Origin of the sequence: Archangium violaceum Cb vi76 (genome assembly GCF_000733295.1) — a bacterium.
GTDB lineage: Bacteria > Myxococcota > Myxococcia > Myxococcales > Myxococcaceae > Archangium > Archangium violaceum.
In genome coordinates, this window is the sequence record NZ_JPMI01000006.1 from 18,185 (window position 1) to 36,226 (window position 18,042).

Here is an 18,042-nt window from a genome sequence, read left to right on the forward strand (position 1 = left end):
CCGGGCGGGGGCCTCCTCTAGAGTCCGCTGCTCTTTTTCGAGGTGGACGGAAGTGGCGAAGGACAGCAAGGGCAAGGCGGCGGAAGAGGTCCCCGAGCAGTACGGGGACGTGGTGCAACGGCTCGAGGACGTGGTGGCGCGGCTGGAGGGCGGCACGCTCACGCTCGAGGAGTCGCTCAAGTCCTTCGAGGAAGGCATCAAGCTGGTACGCCGGGGCGAGCAACTCCTCAACGCGGCGGAGAAGCGCATCGAGGAGCTGTTGAACGAGGACGGGCGGGACGCGGTGGTTCCCCTGCAGGCGGGCGTGAAGCCCCCGGCACTGCCCTCCACTCCGGCGCCCGCCCCATCGCGGGGCAGCTCGGGGGCCGCCAGGTCGGCGCCGCCTCCCGAGGATGACGTGCCGTTCTAGGTCCCCGGCTGTAGAGCCATCCTGACCGCCATGCCCAAACCGAAGGTCACCATTGTCGACGACGACCGCGACACGCGGGAGTTGCTCTCGTTCGCCCTGGAGTCCGAGGGCTTCGAGGTCAACGCGGCGGCCAATGGGCTGCGGCTGATCTCCTCCCTGCAGCTCAAGCGGCCGGACATCATCCTCATGGACGTGAACATGTCCTGGATCGATGGCTTCGAGCTGTGCAAGGCCGTGAAGAAGAACGAGCAGTTCCGGGACATCCCCATCATCTTCATCAGCGGGCGTGGGGAGCCCGAGGACCGGAAGCGCGGGCGGGAGGCCGGCGCCGCGGACTATTTCGTGAAGCCCCTGGATCTCAACGCGCTCATCAAGCGGTTGCGTGAGCTCATCCCTCCGCCCGCCGCCGAGGTACCCTGATATGTCGTCCTTCGATCTGGATTCCTACCTGCAGACCCAGGTGGAGCGGGTGGAGAACCTGCTGCGCTCGCGCTCGGACGAGCTGGGCGTGAATGTGCCGCCGCGTCTGCATGAGTCCATGCGTTACTCGCTGCTGGCCGGAGGCAAGCGGCTGCGGCCGGTGCTGTGCCTGGCCTTCGCGGAGGCGGTGCTGAAGCAGAGCAACGTGCCGCGAGCGGTGGAGGACTGCGCGTGCGCGCTCGAGTTCATCCACACCTACTCGCTGGTGCACGACGACCTGCCGTCCATGGACAACGACGACATGCGGCGCGGGCGGCCCACCAACCACAAGGTGTACGGCGAGGCCATGGCCATCCTGGCGGGTGACTCGCTGCTCACGGACGCCTTCGCCCTGGTGGCGGGCGGCCCCGAGCCGGTGCGCGGCGTGCTGTGCCGGGAGCTGGCGGTGGCCGCGGGCTCGTCGGGCATGGTGGGCGGGCAGGTGCTGGACATCGCCGAGGATCGGCCGGCCCACATCGACTACCTCACGCGGATGCACCGCCTGAAGACGGGCGCCCTCATCCGCGCCGCGTGCCGCATGGGCGTGCTCGCCGCCGGTGGGGACGCGGACGCGCTGGCCCGCGCGGATACGTATGGGGACTCGGTGGGCCTGGCGTTCCAGATCGCCGATGACGTGCTGGACGTCACGGGGGATGCGTCCTCCATGGGCAAGCCGGTGGGCGCGGACGCCGCCGCCGGACGCTTCACCTTCCCGGCGGTGCTGGGGCTGGAGGAGTCCAAGCAGCTCGCGGCGCGCAAGGTGGCCGAGGCCATCGACGCCGTGAAGACGCTGGAGCCGCACGATGGCCCGCTGGCGGCGCTCGCGCGCTACTCGGTGGAGCGACGCTCGTGATGGAGCGGCTCCTGCCGCGAATCCAATCTCCCGGGGATGTCCGCGCGCTCCCCGAGTCCGAGTTGCCTCGCCTGTGCGAGGAGCTGCGCGAGGACATCATCGCCCTGTGTGGCCGCGTGGGCGGTCACCTGGGCGCCTCGCTCGGCGCGGTGGAGCTGATCGTCTCCCTGCACCGCGTCTTCCACTCGCCCCAGGACGCGCTCGTCTTCGACGTGGGCCACCAGGCCTACGCGCACAAGCTGCTGACGGGCCGGCGTGAGCGCATGGGGACCCTGCGTCAGGCGGGCGGCATCTCCCCCTTCCTGGACCCGCGGGAGAGCCACCACGACGCGCTGGCCGCGGGCCATGCGAGCACCGCCGTGTCCGCGGCGCTGGGGATGCTCCAGGGCAAGAAGCTGCGGGGACAGCCCGGGCACGCGGTGGCGGTGGTGGGGGACGGGGCGCTCACCGGTGGGCTGACCTTCGAGGGCCTCAACAACACCGGGGGCACGCACCTGCCGCTGGTGGTGGTGCTCAACGACAACCAGATGTCCATCTCCGCCAACGTGGGCGCCATTCCCGCGTTGCTGCGCACGCGCGAGGCCCGGGGCTTCTTCGAGGGGCTGGGCTTCACGTACCTGGGGCCGGTGGACGGGCATGACCTCGGGGCGCTCACGCGGGCACTGCGCGAGGCCCGGGCCTCCACGCGCCCGGTGGTGGTGCACGCGATGACGCAGAAGGGCAGGGGTTTTCCTCCGGCCGAGGCGGACACGCAGACGCGCGGCCACGCCATGGGGCCGTACGAGTGGCGGGATGGAAAGCTGGTGCGCTCGCGCGGCGGCCAGCGGACCTTCAGCGAGGCCTTCGCCTCGGCATTGGAAGAGGCCATGGCGCGGGACGAGCGCGTGGTGGCGGTGACGCCGGCCATGTTGGAGGGCTCGGCGCTGGTGGGCCTCAAGCAGCGCTACCCCGAGCGTGTCTTCGACGTGGGCATCGCCGAGCAGCACGCCGTCACCTTCTGCGCGGGCCTGGCCGTCACCGGGCTGAGGCCCGTGTGCGCCATCTACTCGACGTTCCTGCAGCGCGCGTACGATCAGATCATCCACGACGTGTGTTTGCCGGGCCTGCCCGTGGTGTTCGCCGTGGACCGGGCGGGGCTGGTGGGCGCGGATGGCGCCACGCACCAGGGCACCTATGACGTGGCCTCGCTGCGGCCCATTCCCGGCCTGACGATGATGGCTCCGGTGACGGGCGAGGACGTGACGGAGATGCTCGCCACCGCGCTCGCGTTGCCCGGGCCCTCGCTGATGCGCTTCCCCCGGGGCACGCTGCCGGTGCTGCCCGCGGAGCCGCCGCCGGAGACGGTCCCGGTGAGCGGGGCGCGCTGGTTGAAGCGGGCGGCACAGGCGCGGGTGGCCTTCATCACGCTCGGGCCGCTGGGTGTGTCCGCGCTGGAGGCCGCTGCCTCGGAGCCGGGGTGGAGCGTGCTGGATGCGCGCTTCGTCACCCCGCTCGACGAGGCGGCGGTGCTGGAGGCCGCCGCGTGCGGGCGCGTGGTGGTGGTGGAGGAGGGGACGACGCACGGTGGGCTGGGCAGCGCGGTGCTGGAGTTGCTCGCCGCGAGGGGCGTGGGAGCCCGGGTGAAGCTGCTGGGCATGCCGGACACCTTCGTGTCCCACGGAGATGCGCGCGTGCAGCGGGCCGAACTGGGCCTGGATGCCGCGGGCCTGCGGCGAGCCGCCCTGGCGCTGCTCGCCGAGGGAGGTGCGCCGTGAAGCCACGCAAGGAGCGCCTGGACGTGCTGGTGGTGGAGCGGGGGCTGGCCGAGTCGCGGACCAAGGCGCAGGCGTTGATTCTCGCGGGCCAGGTGGTGGTGGCGGATCAGCGGGTGGACAAGCCCGGGGCGCTGGTGCCGGTGGAGGCCGAGTTGCGGCTCAAGGGCGAGGTGCTGCCCTACGTGTCCCGGGGCGGGCTGAAGCTGAAGGCCGCCCTGGAGCGCTTCGGACTGGACGTGCGCGGCAAGGTGGCCGCGGACATTGGCGCCAGCACGGGAGGCTTCACCGACTGCCTGTTGCAGGAGGGAGCCACGCACGTCCATGCCATCGACGTGGGCTACGGACAGTTGCACGAGAAGCTGCGGACGGATCCACGGGTGCGCTCGCGCGAGCGCGTCAACGCCCGTTACCTGACGGCCGAGGACCTGCCCGAGTCGGTGGACGTCATGGTCATCGACGTGAGCTTCATCTCGCTGACGCAGGTGCTGCCGGCGGTGCTGCCATTCCTGAAGCCCAAGGGCCTGCTGGTGGCGCTGGTGAAGCCCCAGTTCGAGGTAGGGCCCGACAAAGTGGGGAAGGGCGGCGTGGTGAAGGACCCGGCCGCGCGCCAGGAGGCCATCGACTCGATGTCCGCGTTCGTCCGGGAGCAGGGGCTCGCGGTGCGTGGGGTGATGGACTCGACCGTGCCTGGTCCCGCCGGCAATGTCGAGGCCCTGCTCATTGCGGACAAACCGTGACGCTTGGCGGTGACTCCATGACGAGTCCCCTCATCCTCTCGGATGCACAGCAGGTGATTGGGAGGCGTTGGCGCAAGGGGCAGCCTCCGGAGCAGGCGCGGATTCTCAGCCTCACACGAGACGCCTTGGACTTCATCTCCGCCACTGGCCAATGGTACCCCTTCGAGGATTTTCGAGCACACGGCGGGTCTCGTGAAGCCCAGGCTATTGGCGAGAATGGCTCCACGGGGCTGCGAGAACTCCTGAGCAAGACAGAGCGCTTCTTCGGGAAGCTTCTCGATGACCCCGAGGCCGCTGGAGAGCAGGTGCCGATCCAGACCATCCTCGACGCGCTTCGCTTCGTCTCTTCAGCCGGGCAGCATGAGGCCTTCAGCGATTTCGTCGAGCATGTCGAATCCCATGCTCCGCCATTTGTAGTGGCCTCGTTTGAAACACAGCAGGAGGCGGAAGCCTGGCTTGAGACCCATCCGTCTCCGCCCGCTTTCGCTGATATCCTGATCGGCGGCCGGTACCATGATGTGGTTTATGAGCGCGAAACGGATTTTCGCTGCCTGCCATGGAATCGCCACCTCGAGCGCTATCTCGCGTGGCTCAAGCGGGTGGAGCCGCCCGTTGCCACAGCTTCATTCACTACTCGTGAGGAGGCGGAAGCCTGGCTGAACGGGCAGCCCACTCCAGCCAGGCGCACATGGGTGATGATCGCGCGTGAGTTCTACCTCGCGGCGTACTATCCAAATATCAATCACCGTGTCCTCTATCCTCTCTCCATGGCCAGCGTTGACGAGGAAGAAGAGCAAGAGACCGAGCGCCCATAAGACGAATCAACGCTGATGGCGGATTCCGTCTTGCGGCGCTCAGAACGGGCGCTCCGGCATTCCTCGCTCCAGCCACTCTTCGTACTCGACCAGGATGTCGAGCCGGTCGAGCAGCACGGCCCCTCCAGCCGTCAGCAGGCCTAGCACCAACAGCACGGTCCCCGCGCGACGGCGATGGGCCGCCAGCCAGAGCCCTCCCGCGAGCATCGCCACCAAGGCCAGAGGAAGCGCCCACAGCACGCTCACCCCGGTGTGGTTCTCCGAGTACATGGCCAGCCGGGCGGCCACGAGGCTCCAGAAGAGGACGAGCGCTAGACCGCTGCTCAGTCCAAGGAGTCCTCGCCAGGAGAGCCAACGCATCGATCCGGCTTGCATCGAGGAGGTCCCGCTCATGGGCTGAACATCAGGCCTTCCATCCTGTTGCCATTCCCTGCCCACCCATTCCGCATTCGCTCGAAGGCCCACAGGTAGATGGTCGTGGAACTCTCGTCGATCTCCACGTACTTGCTCGGGTCGGTGGAGAAGTAGGCGTAGCCGCTCTGTCCCGTGGTCGTCACCTTTTGCGAACGCGCGAAGACCTCCGCCGGTGCCCACTTGCGTGTGCCCTTGAGGCGGGAGTTACACCCGGACAGGATGAGATGGCCCTGCCTCGGATCCCAGTCGAGCGGCGCGAGATTTTCGATCTCGGCCTTCATGACCGTTCCGTCCTCACCGGTGTCCTTGGTGAACTCGAGTCCGTTCTTTTCGCCGCCTTTGCTCTTGGAGGAGTGCGAGAAGATCTGCCCCTGGACCACGGTGGGGAATGTCCTTTCACGGATGCCGGGCATGAATGTGCCTCCCACACAGGGGAGCCAGTATCCAGCGTGTTAGCCCAGTGGCTCAAGCCCCCAAGACGGAGGGAGCAGGGCCGCGGGCTCAGAATGAAGGCACGTCGTTGGCCAGGTGCGACGACAGGCCGCCGTCGATCACCAGCGCGCTGCCGTTGATGTAGCTCCCATGGGGCCCGACGAGGAAGGCCACCATCCTGGCCACGTCCTCGCCGGTTCCGAACCTCCCGGCGGGAATCCTTCGCAACAACGCCTTCCTCACCTCGGGGTCCGCCTTCGCCAGCATCTCCGTGTCGATGTAACCCGGGCAGATGGCGTTGCAGGTGATGCCGTACGCGCCCCATTCCACGGCGAGGGTCTTGGAGTAGCCGATGAGCGCGTGCTTGGTGGCCGCATAGGTGGATGATTGCGCTCCGCCAAACAGGCCCTGGATGGAGGAGATGTTCACGATCCGCCCATACCCTCCGGTCTTCATGCGAGGGAGCGCCCACCGGCAGATGTAATAGACGCCATCCATGTTCACGCCGAACAGGGTCTTCCACTCTTCCGTGGGAACCTCGTCCGCGCGATGGAAGGGGCCGCCATAGCCCGCGTTGTTCACGATGACACCGGGGACACCCAGCTCCGTCTCGATGCGGGCGAGCGTTGCATCCACCGCTGCCTCATCCGCGACATCGCAGATAAAGGTCCGAGCCCGGGCCCCGGAGGCGGTCAGCTTCTGCTCGAGCCTGGACAGGGCCTGTGCGTCACGGGCCAGCAGGGCCACCTGGTAACCATTCTCCGCGAGCACTTCCGCGATCGCCGCGCCAATGCCGCGGCTGGCTCCGGTGACGAGCGCCAGCTTCGCCTCCAATCGCGCTCCCATCAGAGCACCCCCTTCGGAGGAAGGAGCCGGAGCTCATCGACCCGGACGTTCAAGGGCTTCTGGGCGATCTCCCAGATGCTCTGGGCCACGTCCTCCACGGACAGCATGTCGGCCGCGCTGAACTCCGGGCGCGTCTTCCAGAAGGACGTGTAGACGGCGCCCAGGGAGATGAGCGTGGCCCGGATGGAGTAGGGCTTTCCCTCTTCGTTCAGCACTCCCGTCAGGGCCCGGACCCCATGTTTGGACGCGGCATACGAGCCGTTCATGGGCAGCGTGAGGTGATCGCTGATGGAGCCGATGTGGATGAGCCTCCCGCCGCCCCGGGTCTTCATCCGGTTGAACGCCTCGCGCGAACAGATGAAGGCCCCCGTCAGGTTCACCTCGAGCGTCCTGCGCCAATCCTGGACCGAGGTGTCCGCGATGGACGTGAAGACCCCGACGCCCGCGCAGTTGATCAGCACGGAGATGGGTCCCACTTCCTTTTCCGCCCGCTCGAACAGCGACGCCACGGAGGCCTCGTCCGTGATGTCGACCCGCATCTCGTCCGCCGTCTCCTGCTTCACGTCATTCGAGGCGCACACGGCGCGCACGCCCTCGGCCCTCAGTCTGGCGATGACTGCCTTGCCGATCTCACCGGTCCCACCGATGACGATCATGTTCCGAACGCTCATGAGGGCAGTGTAGGCCGGATGGTGTCCCTCAGGTGGCTCCTGTCGCGGTGAAGAACGGCATGGCCGTGAAGCCACCGCAGGAATTCTCTCCGCCACGTCCCAGGTACTCGGGGGCTCGCGCGGCGATGCCGAGCCGCTGCCGCAGCTCCTCCAGCGGCACCTCCCACAGGGTCTCGAGGCGCTCACCCAGCAGGGCCGAGGCGACGGCCCCCCGCTCGAAATCCTCCGCCTGGATCTGCCCCGCGTAGATGTCGCGCAGGTGCTTGTACCGGGCCTGCCGGATGTCCGGGTGCACCGCCGCCTCCGCCAGGAAGGTGGCGAGCGCCACCGGAGCCATGCCGAACACGAACGATTGGATGGCCACCTCGTCCGTGTCCGACGTCTCGTACGCTCCCAGCACGTGGATGAAGTCGTGGCTCTTGTTGAGCCGGTGGACGGCGTACTGCGTGGGGGTCGCGTCCGCGCCGAGCCGTGTCTGGATGGGAAAGAAGTCGGGAGACAGCCGGTAGTGTTCCATGTACCCCGCGTAGGCGTGCCCGAACGAGCCCACCGGCAGCGCCGCGAGTGTCTCCAGCTCCGGAATCGGAGGATCCCAGCGCTCGGCATGGAGGCGCTGGAATCCCGGTACCGCGAGCAGGGCGGCATCGCTGGCGGCCTGGAGCCCGGCGCTGCGAAGCACGGGGACGGCCTCGCCCAGGGTCGCCCGCCGTTCCGTCAGACCACGTGCGATTTCCTGGGGCTTGGACATGGAGGCTCCAACGAAGAGGACAGGGGAGGGTATTGCGGAACGCTCAGCGCATCGAGCGGTACTGCGCCGGTGTGAATGGCTTCACCAGCCTGGTACCCACGCGCAGCCAGAGCGCCTCCGAGTCATCCAGCGCTCCGTAGAGGCTGCCGCCCGGCACCCGGTAGCGGAACAGCTCACCCCTCTCGGCCGCGTCCGTGGCGACGATCTCCACGGGATAGGGAGGGGGGTCGTCCGCATCCCAGCCCGCGCTGGTGAACATGTAGAACGTGTCGCCCGCCCCCGGCTGCGCGAAGCGCGCCACCAGTGACCCGTTCGCGATGAGCGGCTGCTGATCCTTGTTCACGGCCTGCCCCTCGTTGGGCTGGCCGTCTCTCGCCTCCAGGAACCAGAAGCGTTGCGAGCCGATGGCCGCCAGACGGGTGCCGTTGTTGTACGGCACCAGCCCGGCCATGTATCCCGACAGTTCCGAGCTGATCCACAGCCGCTTCTCCGAGGGAATGCACCTGCCCTCCTCGAAGCCGCAGGCCCGGACGGTCGCGAAGATCTTCGGACTGGTGGTCTGGGTGGCCAGGTACAGCACCTTCCCGGTGGGATCGAACGCCACGGGCGGCTCCTGGATGGGCGCGATCGTATCGACGTCGTACATCTTGAGGTCCTGCCCGTCGCTGTACCGCACGGTCCCCACCCGGATGTGGGTCACGTCGACACCTTCGTCGTAGAACGGAATGGCGACCCGGCCATCGGGCCGCACGAAGGGATCGGAGAGGACCAGGCTGGTGATGATGCCCTCCGGATCTCCGATCTCCAGAGCCCAGGCCGTCCCACCGCCCTCGGGCTTGAGGAGCGTGAGGTTGATGACGTCGTAGATGAAGGCCTTGCCGTCCGGGGCCACCGACAGATTCTTCACGGCCAGGGCCGTCCTGGCGGTGACCTCGAAGTCCTTGTTGATGGCGAAGGCTCCCTGGCCCCTCGTCCACACCCAGCGCCAGCCGGTGGTCGCGGGCTTGCGGTCGGTGATGATCGTGCTCGGCTCGCAGGGGAAGTCCATCTCGATGGACTTCCGGTTCGCCGGGTTGCTCTTCTCCACCTTGTAGAGGAACGAGCGCGAGCCTTCCTTCGTGCAGCCGATGAAGCTCGCGTTGGCGCCGCTGCCATCGACGACGAAGTAGTCCGGCACCGCGGGCGTGGTGGAGTTGATGGGCTCGATGACCTCCTCCACCGGGAAGTACGTGGCCGACTGGGCCTGGGAGACGTTGGTGCGCCCGTCGGCGCAGGTGACGCGCGCGGTGAGGGACAGGTTCGTGGCGAGCCCCCTCGTGTAGCGCAGCTCATTCGTCGCCAGCTCCACCGGGGTGGGGGTGGCGTTGTAGGTCACCTGCTTGATCAGCTCGTTGTTGTCGAGCAGCTCCAGCCGTTGGACCTCGTCGCAGCCGGTCGCGGTGATGAAGAGCTTGAGGCTCTTTCCCACGGTGTTCGGCTGGTCCACGACGACGCTGACCTGGGGAGGTTCCGGCGTGGTGGGCGGAGGGGGCGGGTTGCAGGCGAGGGCGAGGAACGGCAGCAGCAGGGCCGGGCGGACGAAGGCCCGGCGAGAGGGGGGGGTATGCATGGTGGCGCCGAGTCTAGCCCGGGCGCCACCCGCCGGACATCAGCGGTCCAGGATGACGAAGTCCACGCGCCGGTTCAGCTCGCGGCCCTTGGGGGTCATGTTGGGAGCAACGGGCCGGCTGTCGCCGAAGCCGTCGGACTCGATGCGCGAGGGATCCAACCCCGCTTTGATCAGGTAGTCCGCTACCGCGCGCGCCCGCTCCTTGGACAGGTTCAGGTTGGCCGTCTTGTCGCCCTGGTTGTCGGTGTGCCCCTCGATGCGGACGCGCTGGATGCCATTGCGCACCATCAGGTCCATCACCTGCGCGAGCAGTGCGTGGCTGTCCGGCAGCAGCACGGCCTTGCCATCCGCGAAGCGCACCGGCTGCAGCAGCTCCAGCTTGTCGTTCTCGCGCTTCACCTGCCGCTGCTTCGGCTCGGGCACCAGGTCGAAGGACAGCTTCAGCGAGGCGCCATCGGCGGCTTCCACCGTGCGCGTCTGGGCCAGGAAGCCGGGGGCGGTGACCTCCACCACGTAGCGGCCGGCTGGCAGCTGAATCTGGTGGGACGCCGCGTCGGCCTTTGAGTACTTCACCTGCCGCGGCGTGGGACCGCCGAAGAAGATCAGCGTGGCCGGCACGGGCTTGCGCTTGGAGGTGACGGCCAGGGCCATGACCATCTGGGGCGCTTGCTGGGGCGCTTCGATCACCTGGATCGACTGAGGCGCCTGGGTAGGCTGGGGCACTTGGGCCACCTGGGTCGGCTGGACCACCTGGGTCGGCTGGGTCGGCTGGGTCGACTGAGGCGCCTGGGTCGGTTGGGGCACTTGGGCCACCTGGGTCGTCTCGGTCCGGACCGGGGTGGGGGTCGTCTGCTCCACCGGCGTGGGCTCGCGCACCACCACGCGTTCAATCACCCGCGTCCCACTGGCCTGCAGCGCCGGATCCACGTTGAAGGAGGCGCCGAGCACCAGGTTGAAGGGCGGCACGGGCTGCACGCCCCGGCCCACCATGCGCGTGAGGCCGAGCTCGGCCGCGGCGGTGAAGGTGAGGTTCTGCACCGCCGTCACCTTGAGACCCAGTCCGAGTGTCTGGGGCGCCACGCTGCCCACGGGCACGAGGCTCCCATCCGGCGCGACGAGCTGTCCGTCCGGCACGCCGAGCGGCGAGGTCAGCCCGTACTCGAGGAAGGGCGTGACGACGGGCAACGGCACCTCCAGCCCGAATCCCACGCCCAGGCGGGCGTAGCGGTTGATGCCCAGCGCGTACTCCTCGGCGGCGTTGAGCCGTCCGGCATCCACCAGCGAGCCCGTGCCATCCAGCAGGAGGCCCAGGTTGGCGTGGAGGCGGAGGGGGAGCATCGGGCTCAGCGAGCGCGCGTCATAGGTGGCCACCGCGCGGGGCGAGAAGCCGAAGGCGATCTGATTGCTGCCCACGCCGGAGAAGGTCATCACGCGCACGTCCGCGCCCGCCCACAGTCCGGGGAGCCACTGTTTCGTGGCGCGCGCGCCCAGCGTCACGTCTCCGAGGGCCTGGATGAGGTTGGGCGAGGAGCGCGTGTTGGTGTTCGTCGAGGCCGTGTAGGACAGCGAGAGATCGAGGAAGTCGAGCGGCACGTAGCCGACGGCGAAGGTGCCGCCGGTGCGCGTGTTGGTCGCGCCCTGGACGGGGAAGTCCGAGGTGGAGAAGAACTCGCCTGTGGCCGAGAAGCGCAGCACGCCCTTGCGTCCGAGGTCCGCTCCGGCCAGGCGCAGCAGTCCCACGCCACCCGTGGCGGTGGAGCCATGGCGCAGGTTGCGCGCATCCATCCAGGAGTTGCCGAGCGTGGCGGGGCTGTGCGCCTGATAGGTCTGATCCAACCCCGGGGAAGGGGTGGAGGGGCCCGGCTGTGTTGAGTACCCAACCATCTGGGTCGTTTCCCGAGCGGACGAGGAAGCGAGTGCTTGCTCGGCCGGGGGAGGGGGGCCGGGGCGTGGGAAGGGGGCGCGGTGGGCGCGGCGGACCCCTGTGCCCCGGCCGCGCCAGCCCCGAGGAGGGCCGTCAGCAGGAGGGAGCGCAGGGGGGGAGGGGGACAGCGGGAGTCGCGGAAGTCGCACGGGAGCCGAGTATACGCGGGGGTACCCGCCTCACAATTCTTGCCGGGACCCCCTGAGTCCGACACGCTGGCCCCCGGGCAGCTTCAGCGGCATGATTCGGAACCGCGCATGAAGGTTGACGCTTTCTTGAAATTTTTCCGGTCTCTCTACACGACCATGCAAGGCCAGGCACAGCGGGGGCGCTCGTGAGAGCGGAACTCGCGGAGTCACGTGGCCGCGTCCTGGTGATCGGCGCGAAGGAGGGCAGCGAGGCGCTGCTCGCGCACCTGTCCGTCAGTGGCTACCAGTGGGCCATCACCGAGGACATGCAGGAGCTGGCGAGCCTGGCCGAGTCGTTGCGGCCGGACGCGGTGCTCATGTCCGCCACCGGCAAGAAGGCCACCGAGGCGCTCAGCGCCGTGCGTCAGGAGTCCCGGCTGCGCGAGGTGCGCGTGCTGGCGGACCTGACGCGCTCGCGCTCGGAGGTGCTGCGCAAGCTGCCCGTGGACGAGTGGGTCCGCAGCCTCGAGGAGCTCAGCTCCCGGCTGGACTCGGCGCTGCGTGAGCGGCGGGTGATGGAGCGCACGCGCAACCGCATGGAGCGGCTGCTGGAGATCACCCAGGCCGCCACCAGCTCGCTGGAGCTGGAGCAGATCCTCCGCCTCGCGGTGGAGAAGGTGGGCGCCGTCATCAACGCCGACCGGTGCTCGGTGGTGCTGGTGGAGGACGTCAACTCGCGCACCGCGAGCGTGGTGGCCACGCTGGAGGATCCGGGCCTGTCGCTGGACGTGGACCTGGCGCGCTACCCCGAGCTGCGCCGCGCGCTGGAGACGCGCCAGCCGGTGCTGGTGGAGGAGGCCCAGCGGGATCCGCTGATGGCCGAGGTGCGCCCCACCATGACGTCGCTCGGGGTGCGCTCCATCCTCGTGCAGCCGCTGGTGTGCTCGGATGAGCTGCTCGGGGCGCTCTTCCTGCGCATGTCCCGGGGCTCCGAGGGCTTCGGCCGGGACGAGCAGGAGTTCGCCCAGGCGGTGGCGGCGGCGCTGGCCAACTGCATCCGCAACGCCCGCTTGCACACCGCTCTCAAGAAGAAGCGCGACGAGCTCGAGCTGGCCTACGTGGAGCGCTACCGCGAGCTGACCGAGGCCAACCGCCGCCTCAAGGATCTCAACCGGCTCAAGGACGAGATCATCGCCGTGTGCAGCCATGACCTGCGCGCGCCGTTGCAGGTGCTGCTGGGCCATGGCCGGCTGCTGCTCGAGGGCGGGTTGGATCCGCAGCAGAAGCAGTCCGCCGAGGCGATGATCCGCCAGGGCCGGAAGATCCTCGGCCTCGTCGAGTCGCTGCTGGAGCGGGGCAAGGGCGACGTGGCGCGCCTGTCCATCGAGCCGCGCGTGCTGGACATCTCGACGCTCTGCAAGGAGAGCGTCACCGAGCTGGAGATCCTCGCCGCCGAGCGGGGCGTGGCCCTGCGGGCCGAGACCAGCGAGATCATGATGCTCATCGGTGATGAGCTGAAGCTGCACGAGGTGTTGCAGAACCTCATCACCAACGCCATCCACCACGCGCAGGACGCGGGCGAGGTGGTGGTGAAGGCCTCGCGGCTGCCGCGCCCGGACGGAGACGTGGCGCGCATCGTGGTGCAGGACGACGGCAAGGGCATTCCGCCCGAGGAGCTGCCGCTCGTCTTCGACCGCTACCGCAGCGGTGCCAAGGGCGGGGGTGGTACGGGCCTGGGGCTCGCCATCTGCAAGGAGTTCGTGGAGCTTCACGGCGGAGAGATCTGGGCCGAGGCCCCGCCCGAGGGTGGCGCCGCGTTCATCTTCACCCTGCCGCTGGCGCAGGAGGTCTCCCGCGCCGTGCAGAACCTCCCGGCCAAGGAGACGGCCGAGCAGCCGCGCGTGCTGGTGGTGGAGGACGAGCCGGAGATCGCCGCGGTGCTGGTGGAGGTGCTGCGCTCGCGCTACCGCGTGGACGTGGCGCGCGACGGCGCCGAGGGCCTGGCGCGGGCGCGCACGTCCAAGCCGGACCTGGTGGTGATGGACGTCTTCCTGCCCAAGCTGGACGGTCTGGACGCCGCGGTGGCGCTCAAGTCCTCCTCGGACACCGCCAACATCCCCGTCATCCTGCTGTCCGCCCACCAGGGCGTGGCCGACAAGGTCCGCGCGCTCAACCTCGGCGCGGTGGACTACATGAGCAAGCCCTTCAACGCCATGGAGCTGCTGGGCCGCACCGAGCGCGCCCTCAAGCTGCGCAAGGCCGAGAACGAGCTGGAGCGCACCTCCTCGCTCATTCGCCGCAGTGGGAACGATCCCCTCACGGGCGTCTACGACCGGCGCGGCCTCATGCTGCGCCTGGACCACGAGGTGAGCCGTGGGCGGCGCTACAGCCGTCCGGTGAGCCTCGCGGTGCTCCGCCCGGATCGCCCCGTGCTCGACGAGGCGCTGCGCGGGATTCCGGACGTGATGCGCGCGCGCCTGCGCACCCAGGACATCCTTGGCCACATGGGCGAGGGGGTGCTCGCCGTCGTCCTGCCCGAGTGCAATGTTGAAGCGGGACGCAACGTCATCGGCCGGTTGCTGCCGGATGTCGAGAAGCACACAGGGATGGAGTACCGCTCGGCGGTGGCGGACGTGAGCCACGACAGCGAGCCGGTGGAGCGCATCCTGGAGCGGCTGGGCGCGCCGCCCCCCGTGCCGAAGCTCTAGGCCCGGGTTAGACTCGGGACGTGCGCCCGAGTCGACTCCTCACCCGAGCCGTACCGCTCCTGGCCCTCGTGGGGCTGGGTGCGGTCGCGGCGCCCGCCTCGCGCCGGCCCAAGGTGGACACCCAGGCCATGCGCGAGGCCATCTCCGCGGGGGCCCAGGACGAGGGCATGTCCTCGCCCGCCAGCTATGCCCACTACCTCCGGGCGAAGCTGTTGAGCCTCCAGGGCCAGCACCGGGGGGCGGTGGACTCCCTGCGGCTGGCGCTCGCCACGGACGAGAACAACCCGCACCTGCTCACGCAGCTGGGCGAGGAGTACGCGCGCCTGGGCGATCTGACGAAGGCCGAGCGCGAGCTGCGGCGCGTGGTGAAGGTCTACCCGGCGCACTACGCCGGCCGGCTGATGCTGGGGCGTGTGCTGATGGAGGCCGGCAAGCCCGCGCGCGCCCGGATGCACCTGCGCCGCGCCATCCAGCTCAAGCCCCGCGAGCCGGAGGCCTACCTCGTCCTCGCGCAGCTCTACCTGGATGGCCGCTCGAACGAGCAGGCCGTGAAGGTGGTGGAGGCGCTGGCGGCGGCGCTGCCCGGCGAGGCCTCCGGTTTCCGGCGCCTCGGGCTGGCACTGGCCGAGCGGGGCGATTCCACGCGGGCCGGGCACCTGTTGGCGCGGGCCATCGAGCGCGACCCCGGTGACGTGGAGTCGCTCACCGTGCTCGCGCAGCTCCACGAGAAGGCGGGGCAGCTCTCCGATGCCGAGGAGGCCCTGGCGCGGACCCTGGAGAGGGATCCCGACAACCAGGCGGTGTTGATGAGCGCTGGCCGGCTCGCACTGAGGCTCGGTTCGCCGGTGCGGGCGCGGGCGTACTTCGATCGGTTGCTGTCGATCTCCTCGGATCCGGAGCTCACCGTGCGGGTGGCGCTGGCCTTCCTGTCCGCGAAGGATCCCACCTCCACCGTGGAGGTATTGGACGCCGCGCGGAAGGGGAGGGGAGCGTCGCCCCGCATCTCCTACTACGCGGGCCTGGTGCACGAGCGGCTGCGCCACTTCGACGCGGCCGCCATCGCCTACGCCGAGGTGCCCCTCACCTCCGAGCTCTTCCCCGAGGCGCGCGCCCGCCGCGCCGTCTGTCTCTCGCAGGCGGGAGAGCATGAGACAGCGCTCGCCCTGCTGCGCGAGGCCCTGGCCGAGCATCCCGACGACGCGGAGCTGTGGGTGCACCAGGCCCGGGCCCAGGAGCGCGCCGGCGAGCCCGAGCGCGCCGTGGCCATGCTGAAGGAGGCCCTCGAGCGCAAGCCGTCCGCGGAGCTGTACGAGGCGCTCGCCTCCACCCTGCAGCGCCAGAAGCGCTCCGCCGAGGCCGTGGGCCTGCTGCGGACGGCCATCTCGCGGGAGCCTCGCGAGCCGGCCCTGCGCTACGTGCTCGCCAACGTGCTGCTCGCGCGGGGGGACGAGGAGGGGGCCATCACCAGCATGCGCGGTGTGCTCGAGTTGGACCCGGAGCATGCCGCGGCCATGAACTTCATCGGCTACGTGCTGGCCCAGCGCGGCCGGGACTTCGCCGAGGCGGAGCGGTTGGTGCGGCGCGCGCTCCAGCTGCGCCCGGACACCGGCTCCTTCCTCGACTCGCTGGGGTGGATCCACTTCCAGCGGGGCGACTACCCGCGCGCGCTGCAGTCGCTGGAGCGGGCGGCGGAGCTGGAACCCGAGGAGCCCGTCATCCTCGAACACCTGGGAGATGCCTACCAGCGCGTGTCCCGGCCCGGTGACGCGGCGGGGGCCTGGCGGCGTGCGCTCGAGGTGCTGGCCCTCAATCCGGAGGCCGCCGACCCGCCGGATCAACGGGTGCTCCTCGAGCGCAAGCTGAAGTTGCTATCCACGGGTGCCGCGGATCGCTAATGTCCCCGCATCCTATGGCGCGCTTCGACGAGGGTTTCTTCACCGGGAAGGACGGGCTGCGGCTGTACTGGATGTCCGAGCAGCCGGATGAACCCCGCGCGCACGTGGCGGTGGTGCACGGCTACGGAGATCACATCGGCCGCTACCGCACGACGTTCGACGCCCTCACGGCCCAGGGCTTCGCCGTGCACGGCTTCGACTACCGGGGCCATGGCCGCGCCGATGGGCGCCGCGGCTTCTGCGCCAGCTGGCCTGATTACCTGGATGACCTGGCGGCCTTCTGGGAGCGGGTGCGGAGCGCGGCCGGTGGGCGCAAGGTCTTCGTGCTCGCGCACAGCCATGGCGGCCTGATGTCGGTGCACCTGTTGGGGCGCGGCGGCCTCCAGGGCGTGAGCGGCATGGTGCTGTCAGCACCTTATTTCAAGCTCGCCATCACGCCGCCGGCGCTGAAGCTCGTGGCCGCCCGGGCGGTGGGCCGGGTCCTTCCGTGGATGCCCATCAAGACGGAGCTCACGCCCAAGGATCTGAGCCGGGACGAGGCGGTGCAGGAGGCGGTACGTCAGGACCCCCTCTACAATCACATCGTGACCCCGCGCTGGTTCATCCAGTCCACCGAGGCCCAGGCCCGGGTGATGACGCTCGCCCCGGAGGTGAAGGTGCCGCTCTTCCTGCTCAGCGGAGCGGAGGACGGCGTGGCGAGTGTGGAGACCGGACGTGCCTTCTTCGAGGCCGTTGGCTCCAAGGACAAGGTGTACAAGGTGTATCCGGGGATGCGCCACGAGCCGCTCAACGAGCTCGGCAAAGAGGTGGTCCAGGGCGATATCTCCAACTGGATCTCCGCGCATCTCTGACGTAGGTTCAAATTCCTTACAGAGCAAACTTCGTTATCGCGAGGGCGCTTTTCCGAGGGTCACCGCATGGCACAGGGCGAGCAGACGGGCATCATCGGCAAGGGCATCATCATCCGGGGCAATCTGACGGGTGGTGGGGACCTCATCATCGAGGGACGGGTGGAGGGGCAGATCGCCCTGAAGAACCACCTGACCATCGAGGGCACGGGCAAGGTTCAGGCGGACATCCGCGCGGAGGAGCTGACCATCAACGGCGAGGCGAGCGGCAACATCGACGCCTCGGGCCGGGTGGCCATCAACGCCTCGGCGAAGGTCGCGGGGGACATCAAGGCCCCGCGCGTGGTCATCGAAGATGGAGCGGTGTTCAACGGCTCCATCGAGATGGACGTGAAGCTGCCGGACGACATCTAAACGGGCCCCCGGGCCCGCAGCACCCTTCGGGAGGGGTGGACAACACTCATGGCGAATACGGTCATTGGTTCGAGCATTGTCATCGATGGTGAGATCTCCGGCGACGAGGACCTGGTCATCCAGGGCACGGTGAAGGGGAAGATCTCCTTGAAGGAGAGCCTCTTCGTCGAGGGGAGCGGCGTGGTCGAGGCCGACATCGAGACGCAGAACGTGGAGATCGCCGGCCGGGTCACGGGCAACATCGCGGCCTCGGACAAGGTGGAGCTGAAGACGGATTGCCGCGTGGTGGGCGACATCAAGGCCCCGCGCATCCTCATCGCCGATGGTGCCTCCTTCAAGGGCAACGTCGACATGGACATTCCGAAGGAGCGCTGATCC

At 69.0% G+C, this 18,042-nt stretch carries 18 protein-coding genes; 11 read left to right on the forward strand and 7 right to left on the reverse strand.

Annotated features, from left to right (window positions below; all coding sequences use genetic code 11):
- Positions 1 to 52 precede the first annotated feature (52 nt).
- Genes xseB through Q664_RS01495 form a run of 6 tightly spaced genes read left to right on the forward strand, consistent with a single transcriptional unit; the run spans position 53 to position 5,027 of the window.
- Positions 53 to 409, forward strand: coding sequence for an exodeoxyribonuclease VII small subunit (gene xseB, locus Q664_RS01470; RefSeq protein WP_043389001.1), 357 nt, complete (start codon positions 53 to 55; stop codon positions 407 to 409).
- A gap of 30 nt (positions 410 to 439) precedes the next feature.
- Positions 440 to 829 carry a response regulator gene (locus tag Q664_RS01475; protein WP_043389004.1) on the forward strand — a complete coding sequence of 130 codons (390 nt, stop codon included), beginning with the start codon at positions 440 to 442 and terminating at the stop codon, positions 827 to 829.
- 1 nt (position 830) lies between these two features.
- Entirely contained in the window at positions 831 to 1,721 is an 891-nt protein-coding gene (locus tag Q664_RS01480) for a polyprenyl synthetase family protein (protein ID WP_043389006.1), read from the forward strand.
- Positions 1,721 to 3,475 (forward strand): 1-deoxy-D-xylulose-5-phosphate synthase, encoded by a 1,755-nt coding sequence (locus Q664_RS01485; RefSeq protein WP_043389010.1) that lies wholly within the window; start codon positions 1,721 to 1,723, stop codon positions 3,473 to 3,475. Before Q664_RS01480 ends, Q664_RS01485 begins: the two co-directional genes overlap by 1 nt.
- Positions 3,472 to 4,212: a TlyA family RNA methyltransferase gene (locus Q664_RS01490; protein ID WP_043389012.1), complete on the forward strand. Its 741-nt coding sequence runs from the start codon at positions 3,472 to 3,474 to the stop codon at positions 4,210 to 4,212. Before Q664_RS01485 ends, Q664_RS01490 begins: the two co-directional genes overlap by 4 nt.
- A gap of 17 nt (positions 4,213 to 4,229) precedes the next feature.
- On the forward strand, positions 4,230 to 5,027 hold the full coding sequence (locus Q664_RS01495; RefSeq protein WP_043389120.1) for a hypothetical protein: 798 nt from the start codon (positions 4,230 to 4,232) through the stop codon (positions 5,025 to 5,027).
- A 39-nt stretch (positions 5,028 to 5,066) separates the two neighbouring features.
- Here Q664_RS01495 and Q664_RS01500 read toward each other — a convergent pair whose 3' ends face one another.
- From Q664_RS01500 to Q664_RS51405, 7 genes are all read right to left on the reverse strand, one after another.
- Positions 5,067 to 5,420 carry a hypothetical protein gene (locus Q664_RS01500; RefSeq protein WP_160174307.1) on the reverse strand — a complete coding sequence of 118 codons (354 nt, stop codon included), beginning with the start codon at positions 5,418 to 5,420 and terminating at the stop codon, positions 5,067 to 5,069.
- Positions 5,417 to 5,854 (reverse strand): hypothetical protein, encoded by a 438-nt coding sequence (locus Q664_RS01505; RefSeq protein WP_052517536.1) that lies wholly within the window; start codon positions 5,852 to 5,854, stop codon positions 5,417 to 5,419. Before Q664_RS01505 ends, Q664_RS01500 begins: the two co-directional genes overlap by 4 nt.
- A gap of 88 nt (positions 5,855 to 5,942) precedes the next feature.
- The gene (locus Q664_RS01510) at positions 5,943 to 6,719 is read right to left on the reverse strand and encodes an SDR family NAD(P)-dependent oxidoreductase (protein WP_043389015.1); all 777 of its coding nucleotides are present in this window, start codon (positions 6,717 to 6,719) and stop codon (positions 5,943 to 5,945) included.
- The gene (locus tag Q664_RS01515) at positions 6,719 to 7,390 is read right to left on the reverse strand and encodes an SDR family oxidoreductase (RefSeq protein ID WP_043389018.1); all 672 of its coding nucleotides are present in this window, start codon (positions 7,388 to 7,390) and stop codon (positions 6,719 to 6,721) included. Before Q664_RS01515 ends, Q664_RS01510 begins: the two co-directional genes overlap by 1 nt.
- A 28-nt stretch (positions 7,391 to 7,418) precedes the next feature.
- The gene (locus Q664_RS01520) at positions 7,419 to 8,138 is read right to left on the reverse strand and encodes a Coq4 family protein (RefSeq protein WP_043389019.1); all 720 of its coding nucleotides are present in this window, start codon (positions 8,136 to 8,138) and stop codon (positions 7,419 to 7,421) included.
- Between the two features lie 43 nt (positions 8,139 to 8,181).
- Positions 8,182 to 9,747, reverse strand: a complete 1,566-nt coding sequence (locus Q664_RS01525; RefSeq protein WP_043389022.1) for a hypothetical protein — start codon at positions 9,745 to 9,747, stop codon at positions 8,182 to 8,184.
- Positions 9,748 to 9,786: 39 nt separating this feature from the next.
- On the reverse strand, positions 9,787 to 11,583 hold the full coding sequence (locus Q664_RS51405) for an OmpA family protein (protein ID WP_052517537.1): 1,797 nt from the start codon (positions 11,581 to 11,583) through the stop codon (positions 9,787 to 9,789).
- 422 nt (positions 11,584 to 12,005) lie between these two features.
- Here Q664_RS51405 and Q664_RS01535 point away from each other — a divergent pair, with 422 nt between their 5' ends.
- The 5 genes from Q664_RS01535 (at position 12,006) to Q664_RS01555 (ending at position 18,039) form a co-directional block, all read left to right on the forward strand.
- Positions 12,006 to 14,507, forward strand: coding sequence for an ATP-binding protein (locus tag Q664_RS01535; RefSeq protein WP_043389024.1), 2,502 nt, complete (start codon positions 12,006 to 12,008; stop codon positions 14,505 to 14,507).
- 20 nt (positions 14,508 to 14,527) lie between these two features.
- Complete coding sequence (locus Q664_RS01540; RefSeq protein WP_043389027.1) at positions 14,528 to 16,402, forward strand: tetratricopeptide repeat protein; 1,875 nt, start codon at positions 14,528 to 14,530, stop codon at positions 16,400 to 16,402.
- Positions 16,403 to 16,416: 14 nt separating this feature from the next.
- Positions 16,417 to 17,253, forward strand: a complete 837-nt coding sequence (locus Q664_RS01545) for an alpha/beta hydrolase (RefSeq protein WP_043389029.1) — start codon at positions 16,417 to 16,419, stop codon at positions 17,251 to 17,253.
- Positions 17,254 to 17,319: 66 nt separating this feature from the next.
- A complete protein-coding gene (gene bacN / locus Q664_RS01550) occupies positions 17,320 to 17,664 on the forward strand; it encodes a bactofilin BacN (protein ID WP_043389032.1) in 345 nt (114 codons plus the stop codon).
- A 48-nt stretch (positions 17,665 to 17,712) separates the two neighbouring features.
- The gene (locus tag Q664_RS01555; protein ID WP_043389034.1) at positions 17,713 to 18,039 is read left to right on the forward strand and encodes a bactofilin family protein; all 327 of its coding nucleotides are present in this window, start codon (positions 17,713 to 17,715) and stop codon (positions 18,037 to 18,039) included.
- The last annotated feature ends 3 nt before the right edge of the window (positions 18,040 to 18,042 follow it).

Excerpts from the sequence above, each read along its gene's own strand:
- Q664_RS01475 (WP_043389004.1), top strand. The coding sequence starts at position 440 with ATGCCCAAACCGAAGGTCACCATTGTCGACGACGACCGCGACACGCGG.
- Q664_RS01480 (WP_043389006.1), top strand. The coding sequence starts at position 831 with ATGTCGTCCTTCGATCTGGATTCCTACCTGCAGACCCAGGTGGAGCGG.
- Q664_RS01485 (WP_043389010.1), top strand. The coding sequence starts at position 1,721 with ATGGAGCGGCTCCTGCCGCGAATCCAATCTCCCGGGGATGTCCGCGCG.
- Q664_RS01495 (WP_043389120.1), top strand. The coding sequence starts at position 4,230 with ATGACGAGTCCCCTCATCCTCTCGGATGCACAGCAGGTGATTGGGAGG.
- Q664_RS01500 (WP_160174307.1), bottom strand. The coding sequence starts at position 5,420 with ATGAGCGGGACCTCCTCGATGCAAGCCGGATCGATGCGTTGGCTCTCC.
- Q664_RS01505 (WP_052517536.1), bottom strand. The coding sequence starts at position 5,854 with ATGCCCGGCATCCGTGAAAGGACATTCCCCACCGTGGTCCAGGGGCAG.
- Q664_RS01510 (WP_043389015.1), bottom strand. The coding sequence starts at position 6,719 with ATGGGAGCGCGATTGGAGGCGAAGCTGGCGCTCGTCACCGGAGCCAGC.
- Q664_RS01515 (WP_043389018.1), bottom strand. The coding sequence starts at position 7,390 with ATGAGCGTTCGGAACATGATCGTCATCGGTGGGACCGGTGAGATCGGC.
- Q664_RS01520 (WP_043389019.1), bottom strand. The coding sequence starts at position 8,138 with ATGTCCAAGCCCCAGGAAATCGCACGTGGTCTGACGGAACGGCGGGCG.
- Q664_RS01525 (WP_043389022.1), bottom strand. The coding sequence starts at position 9,747 with ATGCATACCCCCCCCTCTCGCCGGGCCTTCGTCCGCCCGGCCCTGCTG.
- Q664_RS01545 (WP_043389029.1), top strand. The coding sequence starts at position 16,417 with ATGGCGCGCTTCGACGAGGGTTTCTTCACCGGGAAGGACGGGCTGCGG.
- bacN (WP_043389032.1), top strand. The coding sequence starts at position 17,320 with ATGGCACAGGGCGAGCAGACGGGCATCATCGGCAAGGGCATCATCATC.
- Q664_RS01555 (WP_043389034.1), top strand. The coding sequence starts at position 17,713 with ATGGCGAATACGGTCATTGGTTCGAGCATTGTCATCGATGGTGAGATC.